Origin of the sequence: Syntrophobacter fumaroxidans MPOB, assembly GCF_000014965.1 — a bacterium.
Taxonomy (GTDB): Bacteria; Desulfobacterota; Syntrophobacteria; order Syntrophobacterales; family Syntrophobacteraceae; genus Syntrophobacter; species Syntrophobacter fumaroxidans.
In genome coordinates this window covers 2,196,998-2,216,810 of sequence record NC_008554.1, presented here as the reverse complement: position 1 = coordinate 2,216,810, position 19,813 = coordinate 2,196,998, and the positions used below count along the sequence as shown (strand labels likewise).

At 61.1% G+C, this 19,813-nt stretch carries 14 protein-coding genes and 1 riboswitch; of the genes, 10 read left to right on the top strand and 4 right to left on the bottom strand.

Going from position 1 to position 19,813, the window contains the following annotated elements:
• Positions 1-84: 84 nt before the first annotated feature.
• Both SFUM_RS09375 and SFUM_RS21690 read right to left on the bottom strand, forming a co-directional pair.
• A complete protein-coding gene (locus SFUM_RS09375) occupies positions 85-924 on the bottom strand; it encodes a 1,4-dihydroxy-6-naphtoate synthase (protein ID WP_011698670.1) in 840 nt (279 codons plus the stop codon).
• Positions 921-1,817: a phosphorylase family protein gene (locus SFUM_RS21690; protein ID WP_011698669.1), complete on the bottom strand. Its 897-nt coding sequence runs from the start codon at positions 1,815-1,817 to the stop codon at positions 921-923. Before SFUM_RS21690 ends, SFUM_RS09375 begins: the two co-directional genes overlap by 4 nt.
• 408 nt (positions 1,818-2,225) lie before the next feature.
• Between SFUM_RS21690 and dusB the strand changes: the two genes are divergently transcribed.
• The 3 genes from dusB to SFUM_RS09355 all read left to right on the top strand — a co-directional run bounded on the left by dusB (position 2,226) and on the right by SFUM_RS09355 (position 6,134).
• Complete coding sequence (dusB, locus tag SFUM_RS09365; protein ID WP_011698668.1) at positions 2,226-3,284, top strand: tRNA dihydrouridine synthase DusB; 1,059 nt, start codon at positions 2,226-2,228, stop codon at positions 3,282-3,284.
• A 22-nt stretch (positions 3,285-3,306) separates the two neighbouring features.
• Positions 3,307-5,049, top strand: coding sequence for a 4-hydroxy-3-methylbut-2-enyl diphosphate reductase (gene ispH / locus SFUM_RS22490; protein WP_011698667.1), 1,743 nt, complete (start codon positions 3,307-3,309; stop codon positions 5,047-5,049).
• 200 nt (positions 5,050-5,249) lie between these two features.
• Positions 5,250-6,134 carry a glycosyltransferase family 2 protein gene (locus SFUM_RS09355; RefSeq protein ID WP_011698666.1) on the top strand — a complete coding sequence of 295 codons (885 nt, stop codon included), beginning with the start codon at positions 5,250-5,252 and terminating at the stop codon, positions 6,132-6,134.
• A gap of 31 nt (positions 6,135-6,165) precedes the next feature.
• Here the strand turns inward: SFUM_RS09355 and SFUM_RS09350 are convergent, their stop codons facing one another.
• Entirely contained in the window at positions 6,166-7,380 is a 1,215-nt protein-coding gene (locus SFUM_RS09350) for an ABC transporter substrate-binding protein (protein ID WP_041440227.1), read from the bottom strand.
• Positions 7,381-7,394: 14 nt separating this feature from the next.
• Positions 7,395-8,735, bottom strand: coding sequence for a ribosome biogenesis GTPase Der (der, locus tag SFUM_RS09345; RefSeq protein ID WP_011698664.1), 1,341 nt, complete (start codon positions 8,733-8,735; stop codon positions 7,395-7,397).
• A gap of 269 nt (positions 8,736-9,004) precedes the next feature.
• Positions 9,005-9,140, top strand: a riboswitch (cyclic di-AMP (ydaO/yuaA leader).
• Positions 9,141-9,196: 56 nt separating this feature from the next.
• Here der and SFUM_RS09340 point away from each other — a divergent pair.
• From SFUM_RS09340 to SFUM_RS23505, 7 genes are all read left to right on the top strand, one after another.
• On the top strand, positions 9,197-11,182 hold the full coding sequence (locus tag SFUM_RS09340; RefSeq protein ID WP_011698663.1) for a potassium transporter Kup: 1,986 nt from the start codon (positions 9,197-9,199) through the stop codon (positions 11,180-11,182).
• A gap of 767 nt (positions 11,183-11,949) precedes the next feature.
• Positions 11,950-12,519, top strand: a complete 570-nt coding sequence (locus SFUM_RS09335) for a 4Fe-4S dicluster domain-containing protein (protein WP_011698661.1) — start codon at positions 11,950-11,952, stop codon at positions 12,517-12,519.
• Positions 12,520-12,533: 14 nt separating this feature from the next.
• A complete protein-coding gene (locus SFUM_RS09330) occupies positions 12,534-13,379 on the top strand; it encodes a CoB--CoM heterodisulfide reductase iron-sulfur subunit B family protein (RefSeq protein WP_011698660.1) in 846 nt (281 codons plus the stop codon).
• Between the two features lie 80 nt (positions 13,380-13,459).
• Positions 13,460-16,489, top strand: a complete 3,030-nt coding sequence (locus tag SFUM_RS09325) for a CoB--CoM heterodisulfide reductase iron-sulfur subunit A family protein (RefSeq protein WP_011698659.1) — start codon at positions 13,460-13,462, stop codon at positions 16,487-16,489.
• A 10-nt stretch (positions 16,490-16,499) separates the two neighbouring features.
• Positions 16,500-16,970 carry a hydrogenase iron-sulfur subunit gene (locus SFUM_RS23760; RefSeq protein ID WP_167321331.1) on the top strand — a complete coding sequence of 157 codons (471 nt, stop codon included), beginning with the start codon at positions 16,500-16,502 and terminating at the stop codon, positions 16,968-16,970.
• Positions 16,971-17,104: 134 nt separating this feature from the next.
• Positions 17,105-18,223: a (Fe-S)-binding protein gene (locus tag SFUM_RS09315; protein WP_011698656.1), complete on the top strand. Its 1,119-nt coding sequence runs from the start codon at positions 17,105-17,107 to the stop codon at positions 18,221-18,223.
• A gap of 40 nt (positions 18,224-18,263) precedes the next feature.
• Complete coding sequence (locus SFUM_RS23505) at positions 18,264-19,802, top strand: CoB--CoM heterodisulfide reductase iron-sulfur subunit A family protein (RefSeq protein ID WP_271121193.1); 1,539 nt, start codon at positions 18,264-18,266, stop codon at positions 19,800-19,802.
• Positions 19,803-19,813: the final 11 nt, after the last annotated feature.

Genomic DNA, 19,813 nt, shown 5'->3' with positions numbered 1-19,813 from the left:
TCATCATCTCCGCAATCTTCGAAACGGCGGGATAGTTCTCCGCACGGCGTTGGGCGACGGAAGTTCATGCCGCGTTGGAGCGTCTCAGTCGTCCCAGAACAGGGGCTTGGCCGGGACCGCCAGTTTCCGGTATTCCGATGCGGCCTTCAGCATATAACGGACGGCCGCCTTGCCCTCCACTCCGGCGTCGAGGCTGAACTCGTTTACGAACATTTCGATATGGCGACGCATGACCTCATCCTCCATTTCCCGGGCGTTCTCTCTGACATAGGGCCATGCCTCTTCAGGAAACCGCCGGGAAAACAACAGGCTTGACCGGATCAGTGCTTCCACGCGCCGGGCCAGGTCTCGCCCCAGGTCGCGCCTGATCAGAATACCGCCCAGCGGGAGCGGCAGCCCGGTGGTTTTCTCCCACCAGCTTCCAAGGTCGAGAACCAGATTGAGGCCGAAGGAGCCGTAGGTAAACCGGCCTTCGTGGATGATGACCCCGGCATCGACCTCCCCCTGCGCAACGGCCGGCATGATCCGGTCAAACGGCATGACGACGCATTTTCCCCGGTGCAGACCGGTCAGGCCGAGGAGGAGATGGGCGGTGGTCATGGCGCCCGGCACGGCAACCGTCTTGTCCCGCAGGTCGTCCGCCGGGATCGGTTGCCGGGCCACCACGAGGGGCCCGCAGCCGCGTCCGATGGCACCCCCGGAACCCAGGAGCCAGTAGTGATCGAGCAGGTGCAGCACGGCGTGCACGGACACTTTCGTCACGTCCAGGAGCCTGTCTCCGGCCTGGTGATTGAGCACTTCCACGTCTGCCAGGGACACCGTGAAGCGTAACGCGTCCAGGTCGATTCTCCGGTGCGCCAGGGCATAGAAAATGAACGTGTCGTTCGGACAGGGCGAATAGCCGAGCTTCAATCGGTGCGTCATGATTCCCCTTGCTTGTCCGGTGTTTTTCGCGGCTTCGGCGAATGGCCCGGCACCCGGCCCCGGAGTTCTTGCAGCAGCCGCAAAACGATGCCGTGACAGTTGCGGAGGGCCAAGTCGACGTTCCACTGTTCCCTGTCGCGGTTTCCCGCGATGTTGGCGATCCCGCGGCACTCGATGACCGGCGTGTCGAAGCGGAAGCAGGCGTGCGCCACGGCGCTCCCCTCCATGTTTTCGGCGCAGGCCCGGTAGCGTTCATACCGTTGGGATGCCACTTCGGGATCTCCGCTGGCCATGCCGACCGTGAGGCTCGGTCCGTAGGCAAGGGTGAAACATGCCTCTCGCCAATCGGGCGGCGGGGTCGCCTCGGGCGCGGCGGGAGTATGCGGGATGGCGTAACCGGGGGAGGACCCTGCAATGATGCGGTACGGACCCGGTTGAGCGGCCATTTTGATGCACTTGTGCATGGGGTGGAGATCCGACGGCAGGCGGTCATGGAATTCCCCGGCACTGCCGGACAGGACCGGAATGCCGATGGATCGGGCCGACAGGACGCCGTTTCGCATGAGCACGCCTTCATCTCCGAAAATGCTCTGATCGGTGATGAGGACGTCGCCGATTTGCAGATGCGCTCCCGCGTATGCGCCGGCACTGCCGATGTTCCACACGGCGCCCGCCGAAAAACGCTCGAGGAGCGTCGCCGTAGTGATTGCGGCGTTCACTTTGCCGAGCCCGGTGACGCCGATCAGCATCGTTTTTCCGAGGTGGATTCCAGTACGTGCGGCATTCCCGGCAAGGTCGATCTCACGGGGATGGCTGAGCAGGGGATAAAGCGGCTCAACTTCTCCAGGTACGGCCCCGAGTATGGCGATTTCCAGAGATTTTCTCTTTTCCATCCCCCTACTGTTTCCCTTCGGGTGTCTGCGACATCGAAACCGGCATGATGTCCCGGAAACTAACAGAGGCGGGCATGCGTGTCAATCGAGGACACATGCAAGGGCAATCGTGCCCGCGGGCTCTCATGCCGCGGTGTCGGCCGCGGTGTCGGCCGCGGTTGCCAACCTTTGGGGAAACTGCTAGACTTCCCGCTCGATGCGAAGAAGCGCGTTGTATTATTATCGAAAATGGAGTTTGAGGATTTTCTCCCTTCGGATGCCTTTTGAGGTGACCATCGTTGCGCGGCATCCCGAAGCGTCGCGAGGTTGCCGCCGACAGGAGACGTCCCGCCCAGGCGAGGCGGCGTGTCATGATGCGGGGGGCGAGGCGTTGAGCCGAAGAGCCGCGGCAGAACGGAATCATCGTATATGACGCAAGACACGGCGCATTTCCGTCCGAAACCTTTGCGGATCGGAAAACTGCTTCTTGACCTGCCCCTGGTCCTTGCGCCCATGGCGGGGGTGACCGACAGCGCGTACCGGGCGCTCATGGCTGATTTCGGGGCCGCGATGGTGACCACCGAGATGGTGAGCATCCAGGGCCTCGTGCGGAATCAGCGGGCAACCCTGGATCTCTGTCGTCAGCAGCATCCCGTCGGCGTTCCTCTTGCGGTCCAGGTATTCGGCAGGGACCCCGCGGTCATGGCGGAGGCCGCCCGGCTTGTGGAACAAGGCGGCGCGGCGCTGATCGACATCAATGCGGGATGCCCGGTCAGAAAAGTCGTGCGGCAGGGGGCGGGAGCGATTCTGTTGAAGGATCCCGACCGGCTGGCCGCGATGGTGGAGGCGGTGAAAAGGGCCGTGAGCGTTCCGGTGACCGTGAAAATACGGGTGGGCTGGGACAATGCGGCCAATGGGGTCGCCGGTCTCGCCCGGCAACTGGTTTCGGCCGGGGTCGACGCCATCACCGTGCATGGCCGCACGGCGGCGCAAATGTACAGCGGCCGCGCCGACTGGTCGAGGATAGCCGAAGTCAAGGCCGCCGTCGCCGTTCCCGTCATTGGCAACGGCGATGTGACGAGCCCGGAACTGGCCGAAAGAATGATCCATGAAACGGGATGCGACGGCGTCATGATCGGCCGGGCCAGCCTGGGTAACCCCTGGCTGTTCGCGGTCATCTCCCGCCGCTGGGGGCGTGGGGCACGGCAAGGCGACTGCCCCGGGTGGAACGACTTTCTGCGGACGGCCGAGGCTCACCTGGAATCGTTCCGGACCATGCGGCCCCGTGCCGACGGACATCTGAAGAAGCTTCTCATCTGGTATTCCAAGGGCTGCCCGGATTCGGCCGGCCTGCGCTGTCGTATCGCCGGTCCCGACGGAATTGAGAGCATGCTGGCGGCGTTTCGCTCCTGGGTGCACGAGCTGATGGCCAGGGGGGTTCCCTTCCTGCCGTTCAAAGTCCCGGAAGCGGGGCCGACGAGGAACTGAGACGACGGAAGGACAAGTCCCGATGAAAGTGCTTGTGGCCAAGACTGCCGGTTTCTGCAAAGGGGTCAGAGACGCCCTGGAAGTGACCCTCGGAGCGATCAAGAACCAACAGGACGGGGAGAACATCTGCACGTTCGGGCCGCTGATTCATAACCGGCAGGTTCTGGCCATGCTGGAAGCCAAAGGGATCCGGGAGGTGAACGAAATCGAGGGTTGCGCGGACCGCAAGGTGGTCATCCGCGCTCACGGGATACCGCCCGAGACTCGACAGACCTTGCACCGGCTGGGGGCAACCCTGCTGGACGCCACCTGCAAGCGCGTGGCGAAGGTGCACGCGGCCATCAAGCGGCATGCGCGCCGCGGCTATTACACCGTCATCGTGGGTGACGCCGATCACGCCGAAGTGATCGGCCTCATGGGCTATACGGAAGGCAGAGGCGTGGTCATCAACCGCGTCGAGCAGCTCAACGAGCTGCCGGCGGAATGGGAGAACGTGCTGCTCGTTGCCCAGACCACCCAAAACGAGGAAGTGTTCCAGGAAATCCAGGAAGAGTTCCTCAAGAAATACCCCAAGGGCAAGGTCAAGAATACCATTTGCGATTCAACCCATGAACGTCAGACCGAGGTCCGTGAGATGTGTTCCCTGGTCGAGGCCATGGTGATCGTGGGCGGCTTTCACAGCGGAAACACGCTGCGGTTGGCCCAGGTCGCCAGGGAATGCGAAATCCCCACCTACCACGTGGAAACGGAAGCGGAGCTCAACCCCCAGGAACTGGCGAAGTACTCCCGTGTGGGAGTGTCCGCGGGAGCTTCCACGCCCAACTGGCTCATTCGCAATGTGGTCCGGTTCCTGGAATCCATCCGACCGGAGCAGCCGGAGCCGCGATTCAGCGTGAAGAAGACGCTGGAGCTTCTCGCTTACGCCAATTTTTCGGTAGCCCTGGGCGCCGCCCTGTTATCCGCCGCGGCCCAGGCGCTGAGCGGGCTCCCCGGCTCCTGGACCTACTCGCTCATGGCCGCCTGCTACGTCTACGCCATGCATTCCCTCAACATTTTCCTGGACCGGAACGCCATACAGCTCAACGACCCGCGGCGCGCGGAGTTCTATGAGCGGTGGCGCCTGACCTTCATGAGCACCAGCACCCTTGCGGTGGTGCTCGCGCTGGGCCTCGCCCTGGCCCACGGGTTTCTGCCGTTTGCGGCCATGGTTGTCCTCGTGCTGCTCGGGTCGCTGTACGCCGTGCCCCTCATCATCCCGGCGGGCTGGCGCGGTTCATCGGTCTTCAAAATCAAAGACATTCCCACCTCCAAAACGTTTTTTGTGCCGATCGCCTGGGCGTGCGTGATCGTGCTCGTGCCTCACCTGTGGGGACTGCGGGAATCTTTCGGTCCGCTCGTATACGCTTCCTGGGTGGTTTTTCTCATGGTGCTGATTCGCACCACCCTTCTCGACCTCATCGCCGTCCAGGGAGATCGGATCGTCGGCAAGGAAACCCTGGTTGTGCTCATGGGGGAAGTCAGGACCTCCCGATTCACCAATGCCGTGTTCGGATTGCTGAGCCTGTCGCTGCTGCTGGGACCGGTTTTGGGCCTGGCATCGTGGTTCGCCTGGGCGCTGATCCCTGCCGTGGCCGCCTACTGGTGGTATCTCCATGTCGGTTCGAAACGGCGCCTCAAGGAGGACCCGGTGTTCGAGAGCTATATCGAATTCATGCTCATCGGTTCCGGCGCCCTGGGCATGGTCTGGAACCTGGCGGCGGGTTGATCCGCCCGGGGAGGAGACTCCGAGCCGCGTCCGGGATGATTGGCCGCGGGTTTTCGGCGCATGACGGTTTGCCGGAATGAAGATGACGTTTGCTCATGCCTTGTTTTGACCCGCGAAGCATCGCGGTTCGACCGGATGACGGACTCGGCCGGACTCGATCGTCTCCCGCGGTTTTTTCGGGCTTCCGGATGCGAGGCGATATGACGACAGCCTGCCGGCAGACAGTCTCGGTGATCGTTCCCACTTACAACCGCAGAGCGTTCGTGAAGGAGGCGGTGGCTTCGGTGCTGGCCCAGGAGGGCGTTTTTCCGGAGATCATCGTGGTTGACGACGGCTCCAGTGACGGAACGGATCGCGCCCTCGAAGTTTTCGGCGAGCGGATCCGCCGCCTGCGGCGCGCTCACGGAGGGGCCAGCGCCGCGCGCAACACCGGGATTCGCATCGCAGCCGGGGAATGGCTGGCATTTCTGGATTCGGACGATTTGTGGCTGCCTTCCAAGCTGCGCCGACAACTTGACTTCCTGACCGCTCACCCGGAATTCCTCGTCTGTCAGACCGAGGAAATCTGGCTCAGGAACGGGGTGCGCATCAACCCGCGCAAATATCATCGGAAGCCGCGCGGCCATTGCTTCGAACGGCTGCTTGACCGCTGCCTCGTGAGCCCCTCGGCAGTCATGATCCACCGGGACGTTTTCGACTCGGTGGGCTTGTTCGACGAGAATCTGCCCGCTTGCGAGGATTACGATCTCTGGTTGAGGATCGGCTGCACGTATGCGCTCGGCCTGGTCGAGGAGCAACTGGTGGTGAAACGGGGAGGGCATCCGGACCAACTGTCGGCGACCGTTCCGGCGCTCGATCGCTACCGTATTCGGGCTCTTGCCAATCTGCTGCGCAGCGGCCGCCTCGACGATTCCCAGGCTGATGCGGCATTCCGGGCGCTGAAGGTCAAAAGCCGGATCTTCGGCGAAGGTTGCGCCAGGAGAGGCAAAGCCGAAGAAGCCGAAAAGATGCTGGGTCTTCCTGACGCCATCGCCGGGGAACTCGGGCTGCCGATTTCTCCGGAAACAGGGGAGCTTCCCGGTTGATCCGGGCTCCCGGACCTCCGCGGGCGCCGGTTCACCGACCGTCCTGCGCCGTCTCCCGTTCCCTGGGGAAAATGAACTTTCCGTTCACGTAGTTTGAAGGCTCGAGCGTGTTCCACGTGGTTCCCCGCTCGTCGAAATAGAACGTTCCGGACAGCCCATGGTAGGGGTTATCGGGGCCGGTGGCGCGGATCAACCGTTCTCGGACGCTCCTTCGGGTGATCGGCCGATCCCGGAGCGCCGTGCCGATCCAGCGCACACAGTCATAGCCGATACAGGCGTCCCGGTTCGGTTCCCGCCGGTAGCTTCGCACGAAAGCGTCCCGGAATTCCCGTTTCGTGTCGCCTGCCGCGACGGCCGACACGGCGGGTTTGAGAAAAAAGAAATTTTGGGGGACCGCCAGGAGGAACTGGTCGAGGAAGGGCTCGGTGCAGGAACTGGGGAAAAGGAATCGTCCCCGGGCGCCGTTTCTCGCGAGCATTTCGGCCATGACGGCCGCCCAATCCGGAGGCCCGGCGAGCCACGCGAAGGTATCGTCCCCCGTGATGCCCGGTCGCATAGGTTTTCCGGCCTCGAGATCCTCCCTCCCCAGCCGTTCGCGTCGATACTTCAGCCCCGCCTTTGCGGCCCCTTCCGCGAATCCGGCCAGAAGCACCTCGCCGTATGGGCCGGGGTCGTAAATCACCACGGCCTCACCGCCGCTCGCCCAGCCGGACAGGACGGATGCCGCCAGGGCCCCTTCCGTGCGGTCGGATGCCGCGAGAGGCAGCACGGCGGACCGGTCCACCAGCTTCTGGTGGGAGTTTCCGGGTACCACCAGGAGAAGATGTGCCTTTTTGGCCTCGGTCACAATTTCCGACAATGCCGAAAGCGGCAGAGGGGCGATGACGAGAGCGGTGTCCGGGTTCGACGTCGCAACGCTCAGCCGCTCCCCGGGGGTCAGGGGCTGTCCCTCGGAATCGGTCGGATCGAGCGTCACCTTGACGTTTTCGGCTGCGAGCCGCATGACGGCCAATTCGGCGCCCATGCGAAACATCGCGGCGTCGGCGCGAAATTCCTCCCTCTCGGGCAGCAGCAGTACAAGCCGGGGAGCGTCGATGGGACGGTCCAGGCCGGCGCGCGACGATTCCGGGGATTGCGGGCCGGGAAGAACGGCCTCCGGCAGCAGGCGGTAAGCGACGGCTGCGAGGGCTATGAGCACGGCCAGGGCCGGCACCAGGTAGCGCCCTTTGAGACGGCGCGCAGACATGAATGAGCCCGGGTTCACGATGTCCCCCCGGTCCGCTGCCGAGGGCGAAAGATCAGCCGGATCGGCGTCTTGTCCAGTCCGAATGCTTCCCGGAACCGGTTGGTGAGATAACGTTCGTAAGAAAAATGGATGGCTTGCGGGTAATTGCAGAACAGCACGAATGTCGGCGGCCGGACGGCGGTCTGTGTGGCGTAGTAGAACTTGAGCCTGCGCCTGTTCCCTGCCTGAGGGGGTTCGTGACGCGCCAGTGTTTCCTCCAGTGCGCGGTTCACGATGCCCGTGGTCACCCGCTGGTTGTATTGGCGGAAAACCTCTTTCACCGTCGGCAGGAGTCTCGCCACGTTCCGGCCGGTGAGGGCGGAGAAAGTCAGAACCGGTGCGTATGTGAGGAAGCGGAACCGGTCGTGCAGGTCGTCCATGAAACGTTTCGTGCGCTTCGGGTCCTTGTCCGCGGCGTCCCATTTGTTGATTCCGACAATACAGGCCCGGGAACGTTCCTTGATGTACCCGGCGATATGAAGATCCTGGTCCGTGACACCCTCGACGGCGTCCAGGAGCAGGACAACGACATGGCTTCGCTCGACACTCTGCAGTGCCTTGATGATGCTGATTTTCTCGAGCTTCTCCCGGGTCCTGCCCTTGCGCCGGATGCCGGCGGTGTCGATGAGCACGTATTCCTGGCCGGCCTTGACGATGTGTGAATCGACGGCGTCCCGGGTCGTGCCCGGAACCGGGCTGACGATCACGCGCGGCGCGCCCAGGAGGTGGTTGACGAGGGTCGATTTGCCCACGTTCGGACGCCCCAGGATGGACACTCTGATGGCGCCGCCGGATTCCTCCTCCTCGGCGGTCTGCGCGGGCGCTTCCGGAATCGCCGCGCAGAGATCGTCCATCAGCTCCGAGATACCGAACCCGTGTGCGGCGCTGATGGGATAGATGCGGTCCAAACCCAGTTCGAAGAATTCGGCCGCGTGACGTCTTTGTTCCGAACCGTCGATCTTGTTCACGGCATAGAAAACGGGCTTGGAGGAACGTCGCAGCAAATCCGCCAACTCCGCGTCCCCGGGGTGCAGGCCCGTCTTTGCATCCGCCACGAACAGCAGGATATCGGCTTCATCCAGCGCCAGAAGAATCTGCTCCCGAGTGAGTTCCTCGAAGGCGGAGGTGTCTTGCCCGACGAAGCCCGCCGTATCGATGATGACGAACGGTTTGTCGTTCCAGGAGACCCGCGCGTAATTGCGATCCCTGGTCACACCCGGAAGATCGTCGACAAGAGCGCTGTTGTCTTTGCTGATGCGGTTGAACAACGTGGATTTCCCCACATTGGGGCGTCCCACGATGGCGACGACAGTCATGAATTGCGTTTTCTCCTCTTTGGCGATGTGTGCTTGCTCTTGTGCTAAAGGTTATGCGGTAAGACGGAAATGGTCAAGGCGGAAGAGACGTTCTTTGCAGGACAAATGCCCCGCTCGCCGCTCAACCGCCCAGTTTTTGCCTCGACCGAGTCCTTGCCGGGCTGAGCGGAAACGATCGCGCGTATTGATACCTTGAACGGAAGCGCGGGCGGCGGCAGCCGTTTTTCGAATGATCATGTTGACGTGGAAGGAATTTTGCATTAAGAAGTCCGGAGTAATCGCCGAGTCCTGCATGGGCAGGAGCGGGGGAACCGAGTTTTTGGGGCGTATCGCCGATCATGGCGAAGGGCAAGCTCTTCGGCCCGAGCCCGTCAGCTAACCTCGCAGGCGTCGAAGGGTAGAGCCTTCCGAAGGTAGGTCGGAGGTCTATCCTCACGATCTCGGGCTTCGGAGGCATTGGAATGAAAGGGCTTTTTCCCGCCGGCGGGGGTAATCCGCCTTCCTCGTATTTATCCCGATTCTTGCCGCATCGCAAAGAGCGCTCCCCGGAGAATGTCACATCCGGTCGCAACGGTGTTCCACATCGGGGCAGAATGCTTTCACTGGCCCTTGGAGCCCTCGGGATCGTTTACGGGGACATCGGCACGAGTCCGTTGTACACGATCAAGGAGTGTTTCCACGGAACTCACGCCATCGCGCCCAACCCCGCCAATATCATGGGGGTCCTTTCGCTGATCCTGTGGTCCCTGACCATGGTGGTGAGCATCAAGTACATCACGTTCATGATGCGGGCGGACAACCGGGGCGAGGGAGGGATCTTCGCTCTGCTGGCCCTGGTCCCGATGTCGGGAAAGCTGATCTCCAGGGGCGCCCGCGCCGTGGTGGTGATGGCCGCCCTGACCGGTGCGGCCCTGCTGTACGGCGATGGTTTCATCACGCCTTCGATCACGGTACTGTCCGCCATCGAAGGCCTGGAGGTGGCCACCGATGCGGCGAAGAACCTCATCGTGCCGCTGGCCTGCGGCATCCTGCTCGGCCTTTTCCTTGTACAATCACGGGGCACCGCAAAAATCGGCAGGATTTTCGGACCCGTCATGCTGGTCTGGTTCGCAACCATCGCGACGCTCGGCCTCCTGTGTATCGTTCGGAATCCGGTGGTGCTGGATGCGGTCAGCCCAGTCTACGCATACCGCTTCTTTGCCGAACACCACGTGCACGGGCTGGTGGTTCTCGGCTCGGTGGTTCTGAGCATCACCGGCGGAGAAGCCCTGTACGCGGACATGGGACATTTCGGCCGCGTTCCGATCCGCCTCTCCTGGTTCGCCATGGTGTTTCCGTCCCTGCTGCTGAACTATTTCGGCCAGGGCGCGGCACTCCTCGAACAGCCGGACCTGGCGTTCAACCCGTTCTACGGTTTGGTGCCGCGGGTACTGCTGCTGCCCATGGTCGCCCTGGCCACCATGGCGTCCATCATCGCGTCCCAGGCGATGATTTCCGGGGCCTTCTCGTTGACGCGCCAGGCCGTGCAATTGGGCTACATTCCCCGGGTCACCATCGTCCACACTTCGGCGGAAACCGAGGGGCAGATTTACATCCCGGAGGTGAACCGTTTGATGATGGTCGTCTGCATCGGGCTGGTGCTGGTTTTCCGGGCTTCCAGCGGCCTTGCGGGGGCATACGGGGTCGCGGTGACGGCGAACATGGCGATCACATCGGTGGTCTACTTTTTCGTGGCCACCCGCACCTGGGGATGGTCGACGGCGAAGACCGCTCCTCTGGTCGGGCTGTTTCTGGTTTTCGACATCACCTACTTCGGCTCCAATCTGCTGAAGTTTTTCGACGGCGGATGGTTTCCCCTGGCGGTCGCGCTGGTGATCGTGATCGTCATGGCATCCTGGAAGGACGGGCGGGCCGAGCTCTACAAACACATCGTGAAGTCCTCGCCGACACTCGATATGTTTCTCGAGGACGTCTCCCGGCACAACGTTCACCGGGTGGCGGGAACCGCGGTCTTCATGGCGTCCACGTCCTCCTTGACGCCGCCTTCGCTCATGCACCACTTCAAGCACAACAAGGTCCTGCACGAGGAAGTCATCCTGCTGACCATCGAAGTGACACATACGCCCCAGGTGCCCGCCGCGGAAAGGATCAGGGTCGAGGAACTGGGTGAGGGGTTTCACCGTATCGTGGCCCGGTTCGGGTTCATGGAGACGCCCAACGTCCCGCAGATCATGGATTCCGCTTACCGGGCCCGGCTGGTTCCGCAAGTTCTGCCCGTGAGCTACTACCTCGGCCGGGAGACGCTGATCCCGTCGGGGCCTTCCCGAATGATGCCCTGGCGCAAACGGTTGTTTGCGTTCCTGTCGCGAAATTCTCAAAGCGCCACCAACTATTTCGGGCTGCCCCCCGGTCAGGTTGTTGAGCTGGGAGTGCAGATCGAGTTTTGAATCCGTTCTATCTTGACATTTCAAATAGTTTGGGATAATTGAACAGGGAGACTTTGGGGAGGTTAATTCCTTGTCTGTAAGGTTTCATGTAGAGATTCTCACATGAGGCGGCAATGCCCGGCGATGGGAAACGGGCCGGGGAGGCTGACGCTTCGGGTATCCCTTCCGCATGACCGGTCCGGGAGCGGTCTTCCACGGATTTTTCGCGGGGGAGGAGATTTTTCTCGCCAGGCAAGGATGGTCGGGGGAATTCGAGCGTAGAGTGCCTGTTTGCGATAGTGCGGGGGAATCATTGATGAAATCTATCACAAGAGGGGGAGGCCATGGGCGATGTGCGATCCTTGGCCACATATATGTTCCATTATAAAATCATTTGCATTGGCGAGGTACTTGTGTTAACTAGCACAATTACAGGGTCAGCAATTGTCGATCACTTTGTGAAAAGATTAATTAGCTTGCGTGGCGTTTAGGGCATTTTGGTCGCTGAATTGAGTGCAGGGTTACTCTCGGACCGGTGTGATTCCGCTGTTTCACTCAAACGCCAGGCGGAGAGCGTTCGCTCGAAAGCGGATGCTGACCGGGGTTTCGAAAATCCTGCCTTTGAAAAACCTTCTGTTTCTCGATTTCTCTGGAGTGTGTCGCGTGAACCACGCCCTGTTGCCTTTCGGCTTTGAACGTGCGCTCAACGCCCCGGGGATGCGGGTTCACCCCGAAATAGGTTGGCTCTTCAAGATTTGCCCATCTTACTCAGGAGACCTTTTACTGACATGCAGCAGACCGGTTTGAGTCCCGATTTTGGTTTTCTGGAGAGAGCGGAAGCCGCCGGGCCGTTTAACGCTGCGGAGTGCTTCCAGTGCCGCAAATGCACCAATGGCTGTCCAGCCACCTTCGCCATGGACCTCTATCCGGATCAGGTGATTCGCCTGGCCATTCTCGGCCGGAAGGAGGAAGTCCTGCATTCGAAGACGATTTGGGTTTGCGCGTCCTGTGAGACCTGCAGCACGCGCTGTCCCAACGGGGTTCGGATTGCGGAGTTGATGGACTACTTCAAGGAACTTGCGGTCCGGCTTGGAATTCCGTCGCCCGAGCCCGCGGTGACGGCGCTTCACCAGACGTTTCTGGAGAATGTGCGCTACACCGGCAGGGTATTCGAAGGGGCGCTGCTGCCCGTGTTTCTGCTCCGGAGCGGGCAGCTCGGCAGCAAACTGGAGAAAGGCACCTGGCGTGACGAGGTGAAGCTGGGCTGGCAGATGTTCCGCAAGGGACGCCTGGCTCTCGTGCCCAAGTTTATCCAGGGGAAAGGTGAGATCAGCTCGATTCTTCGCCCATCCAAGTAGACAGGAACCCGATCATGAACGTGACGTATTATCCAGGTTGTTCATTGGAAGGCACGGCGCGGGATTACGCAGACTCGATTCACGGTGTGTGCGCCGCGTTGGACATCCGTCTGCAGGAAGTGCCGGATTGGAACTGCTGCGGAGCGACCGCGGCTCACTGCATCGATCATGCGGCGAGTATCGGGCTCCCGGCGCGCAACCTCAAGCAGGCGGCGCAACTTCCCAATTCCGACATGCTGGTGCCCTGCCCGATGTGTTTCAATCGTTTGCGGACGGCGGTCTGGGAACAAAAGGAGAAGGGCGCTCAGACGGATGCGGAGCTTCCCCAGATCTGGGACCTGGCGAATTTCTTTGCCGCCGAGGGGATGATCCGCAAGCTCTCCGCCCAGGTCAGGAAGCCTCTCAAAGGCCTGAATGTGGTTTGTTACTATGGCTGTATGGCGAGCCGGCCGCCTCACATCACGGGGGCGACGGACTACGAGAACCCGCAGAGCCTGGACAGGATTGTGGCCGCGCTTGGGGGGACGTCCGTGGCCTGGCCGTACAAGACCGACTGTTGTGGGGCCAGCCTGATGATTTCACGCCCGGATATGGGCTACAAGCTCGTCGGCAAGCTCTATGACATGGCCAAGCGCGTGGGGGCTCAGGCAATCGTGGTATCGTGCCAGATGTGTCAGGCGAATCTGGACATGTACCAGGACAAGATCGAGGCGGAGATGAGCCGGTTGTTCAGGCTTCCCATCATCTACTTCACGGAGTTGATCGGCCTCGCATTCGGCTTGCCGGGGACGAAAGGCTGGCTGTCCCGGCACTTCACGGACCCACTTCCACTGCTCCGCAAAGGCGGGCTGCTGGACTAGGGAGTCCGGGCGCGGCGTACGGGGCCCGGTGGAGGCATTGAAAGGCTAATCCGTCCATGTCACAGCAAGGAACGAACGCAATGCGGCAAGCACAGAAGATTGGCGCAATCACTGTCGTCGGGGGAGGAATTGCCGGTATCCAGAGCGCTCTGGACATCGCCAATTCCGGCTTCAAAGTTTACCTTGTGGAGGAACAGCCGAGTGTGGGCGGCATCATGGCCCAGCTCGACAAGACTTTCCCCACCAACGATTGCTCCTCGTGTATGATGGGGCCCAAGCTGGTGGAACTGGCCAATCATTCCAACATAGAAATCCTGGCCTATTCCGAGCTTCTTGACGTCACGGGGGAACCCGGGAATTTCAAGGCGACCGTCAGGCGGAAGGCTCGCGCCGTGGATCCGGAAAAGTGCGTGGGGTGCGGTATTTGTGCGTCGAAATGCCCGACGAAGGTGCCCGATCCATTCAACGGCGAGATGAGCGAGCGCAGGGCGATCTATGTACCTTTCCCGCAGGCAGTGCCTCTGGTCTATACCATCGACAAGAGTGTCTGTCGGTATTTCACCAAGGGGAAGTGCCGGATTTGCGAGAAGGTGTGCAAGAACAAGGCGATCGACTACGATCAGAAGGATCAGATCGTTGAGCTGGACACCGGCGCGGTCATCCTCACCGGCGGCTTTCGGCCCTTCGACGCGAGGCTGAAGCCGGAATACGGTTACGGGCTGTGGCCCAACGTGGTGACCAGCCTCGATTACGAGCGGATCCTGTCCGCGGCCGGCCCTTTCCAGGGGCACATTCAACGCCTCTCGGACGGCAAGACGCCGGAGCGCATCGCCTGGATCCAGTGTGTGGGTTCCCGCGACAGCAGCATCGGCCGGGACTATTGTTCCTCGGTCTGCTGCATGTACGCCACCAAGCAGGCGATGATCACCAAGGAACACGAACACGACGCACAGACAACCATTTTCTACATCGACATGCGCGCGCAGGGCAAAGGGTTCGACCGCTTCTTCGAGCGGGCGCGCGACGAGACCGGGGTGCGCTATGTGCGTTCGATGATTTCGCGCGTGCTGCCGGTGCCCGAGACCGACCGGCTGCAGATCAGCTATGTGGATGAAGCGCAGAAGCTTCAGCAGGAGGAGTTCGACATGGTCGTCCTCTCCGTCGGGTTGTGCGCTCATCCATCCACCATGGACTTAGCGAAACGACTCGGGGTCGAGGTCGATCCCTTCGGCTTCTGCAAGTCCGATGCGATGGATCTTGTGGCCACCTCCAGGCCGGGGATCTTCGTGAGCGGTGTGTTCCAGGGACCCAAGGACATCCCCGATTCCGTCCAGCAGGGAAGCAGCGCGGCGGCCTGTGCGACTGCTCTGCTCGCCGATGCGCGCGGCTCCCTCATTGTGACACCTCCGAAAGTCGAGGAAAAAGACATCAAGGGACAGAAACCGCGAATCGGCGTTTTCATCTGCCATTGCGGCATCAACATCGCGGGGGTGGTGAACGTCGAGGAGGTGGCGGCCTACGCAAAGACGCTGCCGGGAGTGGAGTACGCGAGCAACTGCATGTTTGCGTGTTCCACGGATCAGCAGAAGGAAATCAAGCGGGTCATCGACGAACAGCAGTTGAACCGGATCGTGGTGGCTTCCTGCACTCCGCGGACGCATGAGCCGCTGTTCCGGAACACCATGCGTGAAGCCGGTTTGAACCCGTATCTTTTCGAATTGGCCAACATCCGCGAACAGGATGCCTGGGTGCACCAGGGAGAAGCGGGCGCCGCAACGGAAAAGGCGAAGGACCTCGTGCGCATGGCGGTATCGCGCAGCACGCTGCTTGAGCCGCTGCACGACTTCTCCTACCAGGTGGTGCAGTCTGCGCTGGTGATCGGAGGCGGGCTGGCGGGCATGACGGCGGCTCTCGCCGTTGCCGACCAGGGTTTTCCGGCCGTTCTGGTGGAATCGGCCGAGGAACTGGGGGGGAATGCTCGGACCCTCTACTATACCGAGGATGGCGCAAGCCCGGCCGAATATGTTCAGGAACTGATCAAGAAGGTGGAGAGCAACGCTCTGATCACGGTCCGCAAAGGGGCGGAAGTGGTGTCCCTGATGGGAAGCTGCGGCAACTTCACGACCACCATCCGCTATCACGGTCAAACGGAGGAAATTCCCCACGGTGTCGGCATCGTCGCCGTCGGCGGAGAGGAATACAAGCCCGAAGAGTATCTCTGTGGTCAGGACCCGCGGGTGATGACGCAGAAGGAATTCGAATCGCTGCTGGCGAAGGAGCCGGAGAAGGCGAAGCAGTTCGGGCGGGTCGCCATGATCCAGTGCGTGGGCTCGCGGGAACCGGAGAATTCTTACTGCAGCAGGGTATGCTGCACGTCGGCGGTGAAGAACGGCATCAAGTTGAAGGAGCTCAATCCGAAAGCGCAGGTTTCGATTCTCTATCGCGACATCAGGACATTCGCCTTGAAGGAGCTTGCCTACCAGGAGGCGAGGCGGCGGGGCGTGCGCTTCATGCGCTTCGACGCCGATCGGAAGCCCGAGGTGAAGGCGAACGGGGCGGGGCTGCAGATTGCGCTTCACGACGGCCAACTGGGACGCCCGATCAGCCTCGAGGCCGATCTGCTCGTTCTGAGCGCCGCAATCCGGCCGCGCGCGGACAGCAAGAAGCTGGCGGAAACGCTGCGCATGCCCCTGGACCAGGACGGGTTTTTTTCGGAAGCGCATATCAAGCTGAGGCCGCTTGATTTTGCGACCGCCGGGTTCTTCCTGTGCGGGTTGGCCCAGGGACCGAAGTTCGCCAATGAGGCGATCGCCCAGGCGCGCGGAGCGGTGTCCCGGGCCTGCACGATTCTGTCGCAAAAGGAGATCGTTGCTGAAGGTGTGGTGACCCAGGTGGATGCCGCTCTTTGCCGAGCCTGCGGCGAATGCGAGAACACCTGTCTGTTCGAGGCGATCAAGGTCAAGCAGATGGAGGATGGTCGGAAGCGGGCGATGGTGAATGAAGCGCTGTGTACGGGATGCGGGGCCTGCAACGCGGCATGCCCCACGGGAGCGGCTTCGTTGGCCCATTTCCGGGACAAACAAGTCAACGCGGTGATCCAGGCACTATGAGGAATTTCGAATGTCTGATTCGTTCGAACCAAGAATCGTCGCTTTTCTCTGTAACTGGTGTGCGTACGCAGGGGCGGATCTGGCCGGGGTGGGGCGCATGCAGTATCCCACCAACGTTCGCCTGATCCGCCTGATGTGCACCGGAAGAATGAACCATGGTTTCCTGCTCAATGCCTACAAGGCGGGGGCGGATGGAGTGATGGTGTCCGGGTGACACATTGGAGACTGCCATTACCTGGGAGGTAATGAAAAGTGCAAGAAGGTGGTGGAGGATACCTGGAAGGTCCTCAAGCTGCTGGGGATCGATGAGAGATACCTCCGCCTGAAATGGATTTCGGCTTCCGAGGGAGTCATCTTTGCCGAGGAAATCCGTTCCTTCACCAAGCTGCTGAAGGAACTGGGAAAGAATCCTCTGGCGGAGAAGGAGCCCGCGGCGGCGGATATGGAAGCGGCGACGCCTCGCGCAGCCGCCGCCGGATGACGGCGGGCCTGTGGGGGCTGATGTTTGTCCTTGATCCGGGCGGGGGAGTCCAGGAGCCCGGGAATGCAATTGCCGCTGTGAAGCGAGACGCGGTGCAGGCCAACTGACAGCTAAACGCTTACATGGGATAGACCATGAAAATCACCAAGGAACAAATCGATTATTGCATGGAATGTGGCGTCTGCACGGGAAGTTGTCCGATAAGCAGAGTGATTCCCAGTTTTTCTCCACGGCAGATGATCAAGAGGGCACTCATGGACCGGGACGAAACGGTGGTGCAGAGCCGTGAATTGTGGGCCTGTCTCACGTGCGCCCGGTGCAGTACGCGCTGTCCGGTGCAGATTGATTTCCCGGAATTCGCCCGCGGCTTGCGCGAACGGGCCAGGGGAGAGGGGAATCTGCCGCAGTTGAGCCATCATGGAACGCTCCAGGCGATCTCGGCGCTGCAGACGCGAAAGGTGAAACAGAACCGCACCGAATGGGCGGAGGCGGCCGGGAAGTTCGCTGCCCAGGGCGATACCTTCCTTTTCGTGGGCTGCGCGCCTTTTTTCGATGCCGCCGTCAAGTACGGAGACACGTCTCTCGATCCTGCCAGGAGTGTTCTGAGGTTGCTCAACCGGATGGGGATCGAGCCGGTGATCAGCAACGATGAGCGGTGTTGCGGTCATGACGCGCTCTGGAGCGGCGACGAAGATACTTTTCTCAAGCTGATGGGGATGAACCTCGAGGTCATCAAGGGATCGGGTGCGAAGAGGGTGCTGTTCAGCTGCCCGGAGGGGTATGCGACCTTCAAGTATCAGGCTCCGAAGTATTTTGGCGACCTGCCCTTCGAGGTCCTTCACGCGACGGAGTTTTTCGCGAAGGAGATTCCCGGATCGGGCCTCCAGTTCAAGCCGGTGGAGAACGGCGACGGCGTGGTCACCTACCAGGATCCGTGCCGCCTCGGGCGGAAAGCGGGGATTTATGAACCGCCCAGGGATCTGGTGAAGCTGGTTCCGGGGGTGAAGCTCGAAGAGATGGGCCTGAACCGTGAAAACGCGGCATGTTGCGGCACCAGCGCGTGGATGGAATGTTCGAATTGCTCGAAGACGCTGCAGATCGAGCGTTTGCAGGAAGCGCTGGAAACCGGGGCGAAGACCCTGATCACGGCCTGCCCCAAGTGCCGGATCCATCTGACGTGCGCTCAAAGCAACACGGACATCAAGATGGACATAGCCGATCTGTACACCTTCGTCTTGAACCGTGTCGAATGACGGACTGACGGACGACTAAGGACCGGAAGGAGACATACTCGTGAATCGGGAAGTTCTTGTCATTGGAGGAGGCATCGCGGGCATCCAGGCATCGCTGGACCTGGCCGAGATGGGGATCAAAGTCCACCTGGTGGAGCGCTTGCCCAGCATTGGCGGAAAGATGTCCCAGTTGGACAAAACCTTTCCGACCAATGACTGCGCCCTCTGAATTCTCGCTCCGAAGCTGATGGATGTCGGTCGACATCCCAACATTCGTTTGCTGGCCTACTCGGAACTGGAGAAGGTCGAGGGGGAAGCGGGCAGCTTTCGGGCGACCATCCGCAAGAAGGCCCGGTATGTGGATGAGAGCAAGTGCACGGGATGCGGAGCCTGCAACGAGAAATGTCCGACGCCCGTGACAGACGTCTACAACCTGGGTCTGGGCAGGACCAAGGCGATCTACCGCTATTTTGCCCAGGGGATCCCGTCCACGTATACCATCGATGCCACGCAGTGCCGCAACTTCCAACCCGGGAAAAAGTGCGGCGTCTGCGCAAAGACATGCCAGGCCGGCGCCATAGACTACAAGCAGGAGGACAAGACCGTCGAAGTCGAAGTGGGTGCCATTATCGTGGCGACCGGATACGAGCTCTTCGACGCACGCCGGATTCCGGAATACGGATACGGGCGCTTCCCCAACGTGGTGACGGCTTTGGAATTCGAAAGATTCCTGTCCGCCAGCGGACCGACGCATGGACATGTTTACAGGCCGTCGGACCTGGCGTTGGCGGCGAAGCTGCCGGAAACGGAGAAAGCGGCGCAACGGGCCATAAAGGGCCTGGAGCGCTATGAGAAGCACTTCGGCCTGACCTCCGATGCATTTTATATCGAACATGAAGCGGGAGCGAGAACCGGGGACGAGGATTACGACAAGTGGGCGGAAGCCATCCGGGAGTTCAGGCGACTGGACGGAGACCTCAGGGTTCTGAAGGAGAAGGTGGAAAGCATGGAATCGGCTCACCGCCTGGCCTTCATCCAGTGTGTCGGTTCCCGGGACATCCGTTACAATCGGTACTGTTCGGGCTTTTGCTGCATGCACGCGATCAAGGAAGCGATCATCGCGCGCGAGCACGACAAGGAATCCGCGGTCTACATATTCGGAATGGACATTCGAGCGGTGGGGAAAGGTTTCGAGGAATACAAGCTTCGCGGGGCCAATGAAGCGGGCATTCAGTACGTTCGGAGCCGGGTGGCGGAAATCACCGAGGGCAAGGACCACGAGTTGGTGCTCTGGTATGAGGACACCAAGGAACGGGTGGTCAAGCAGCTTCCGGTGGACATGGTGATCCTGGCGACCGCTTTGGAACCGAGCCCGTCCACGAAGCAGCTTTCCGAGATCATCGGGCTGGAAGTGAACGATTTCGGTTTCTTCAAGACGAAGCAGTCCCCGCCGCTGGATACGACGAAACCCGGAGTCTTTGTGTGCGGTTGCGCCCACAGTCCCATGGACATTCCGGAATCCGTCGCCCAGGCCAGCAGTGCGGCTGCTCGGGCGGCGCAGGTTCTGTCGGGGTCCGAGCCGATGAGTCTCGCATCCTGAAGGAGTACAAG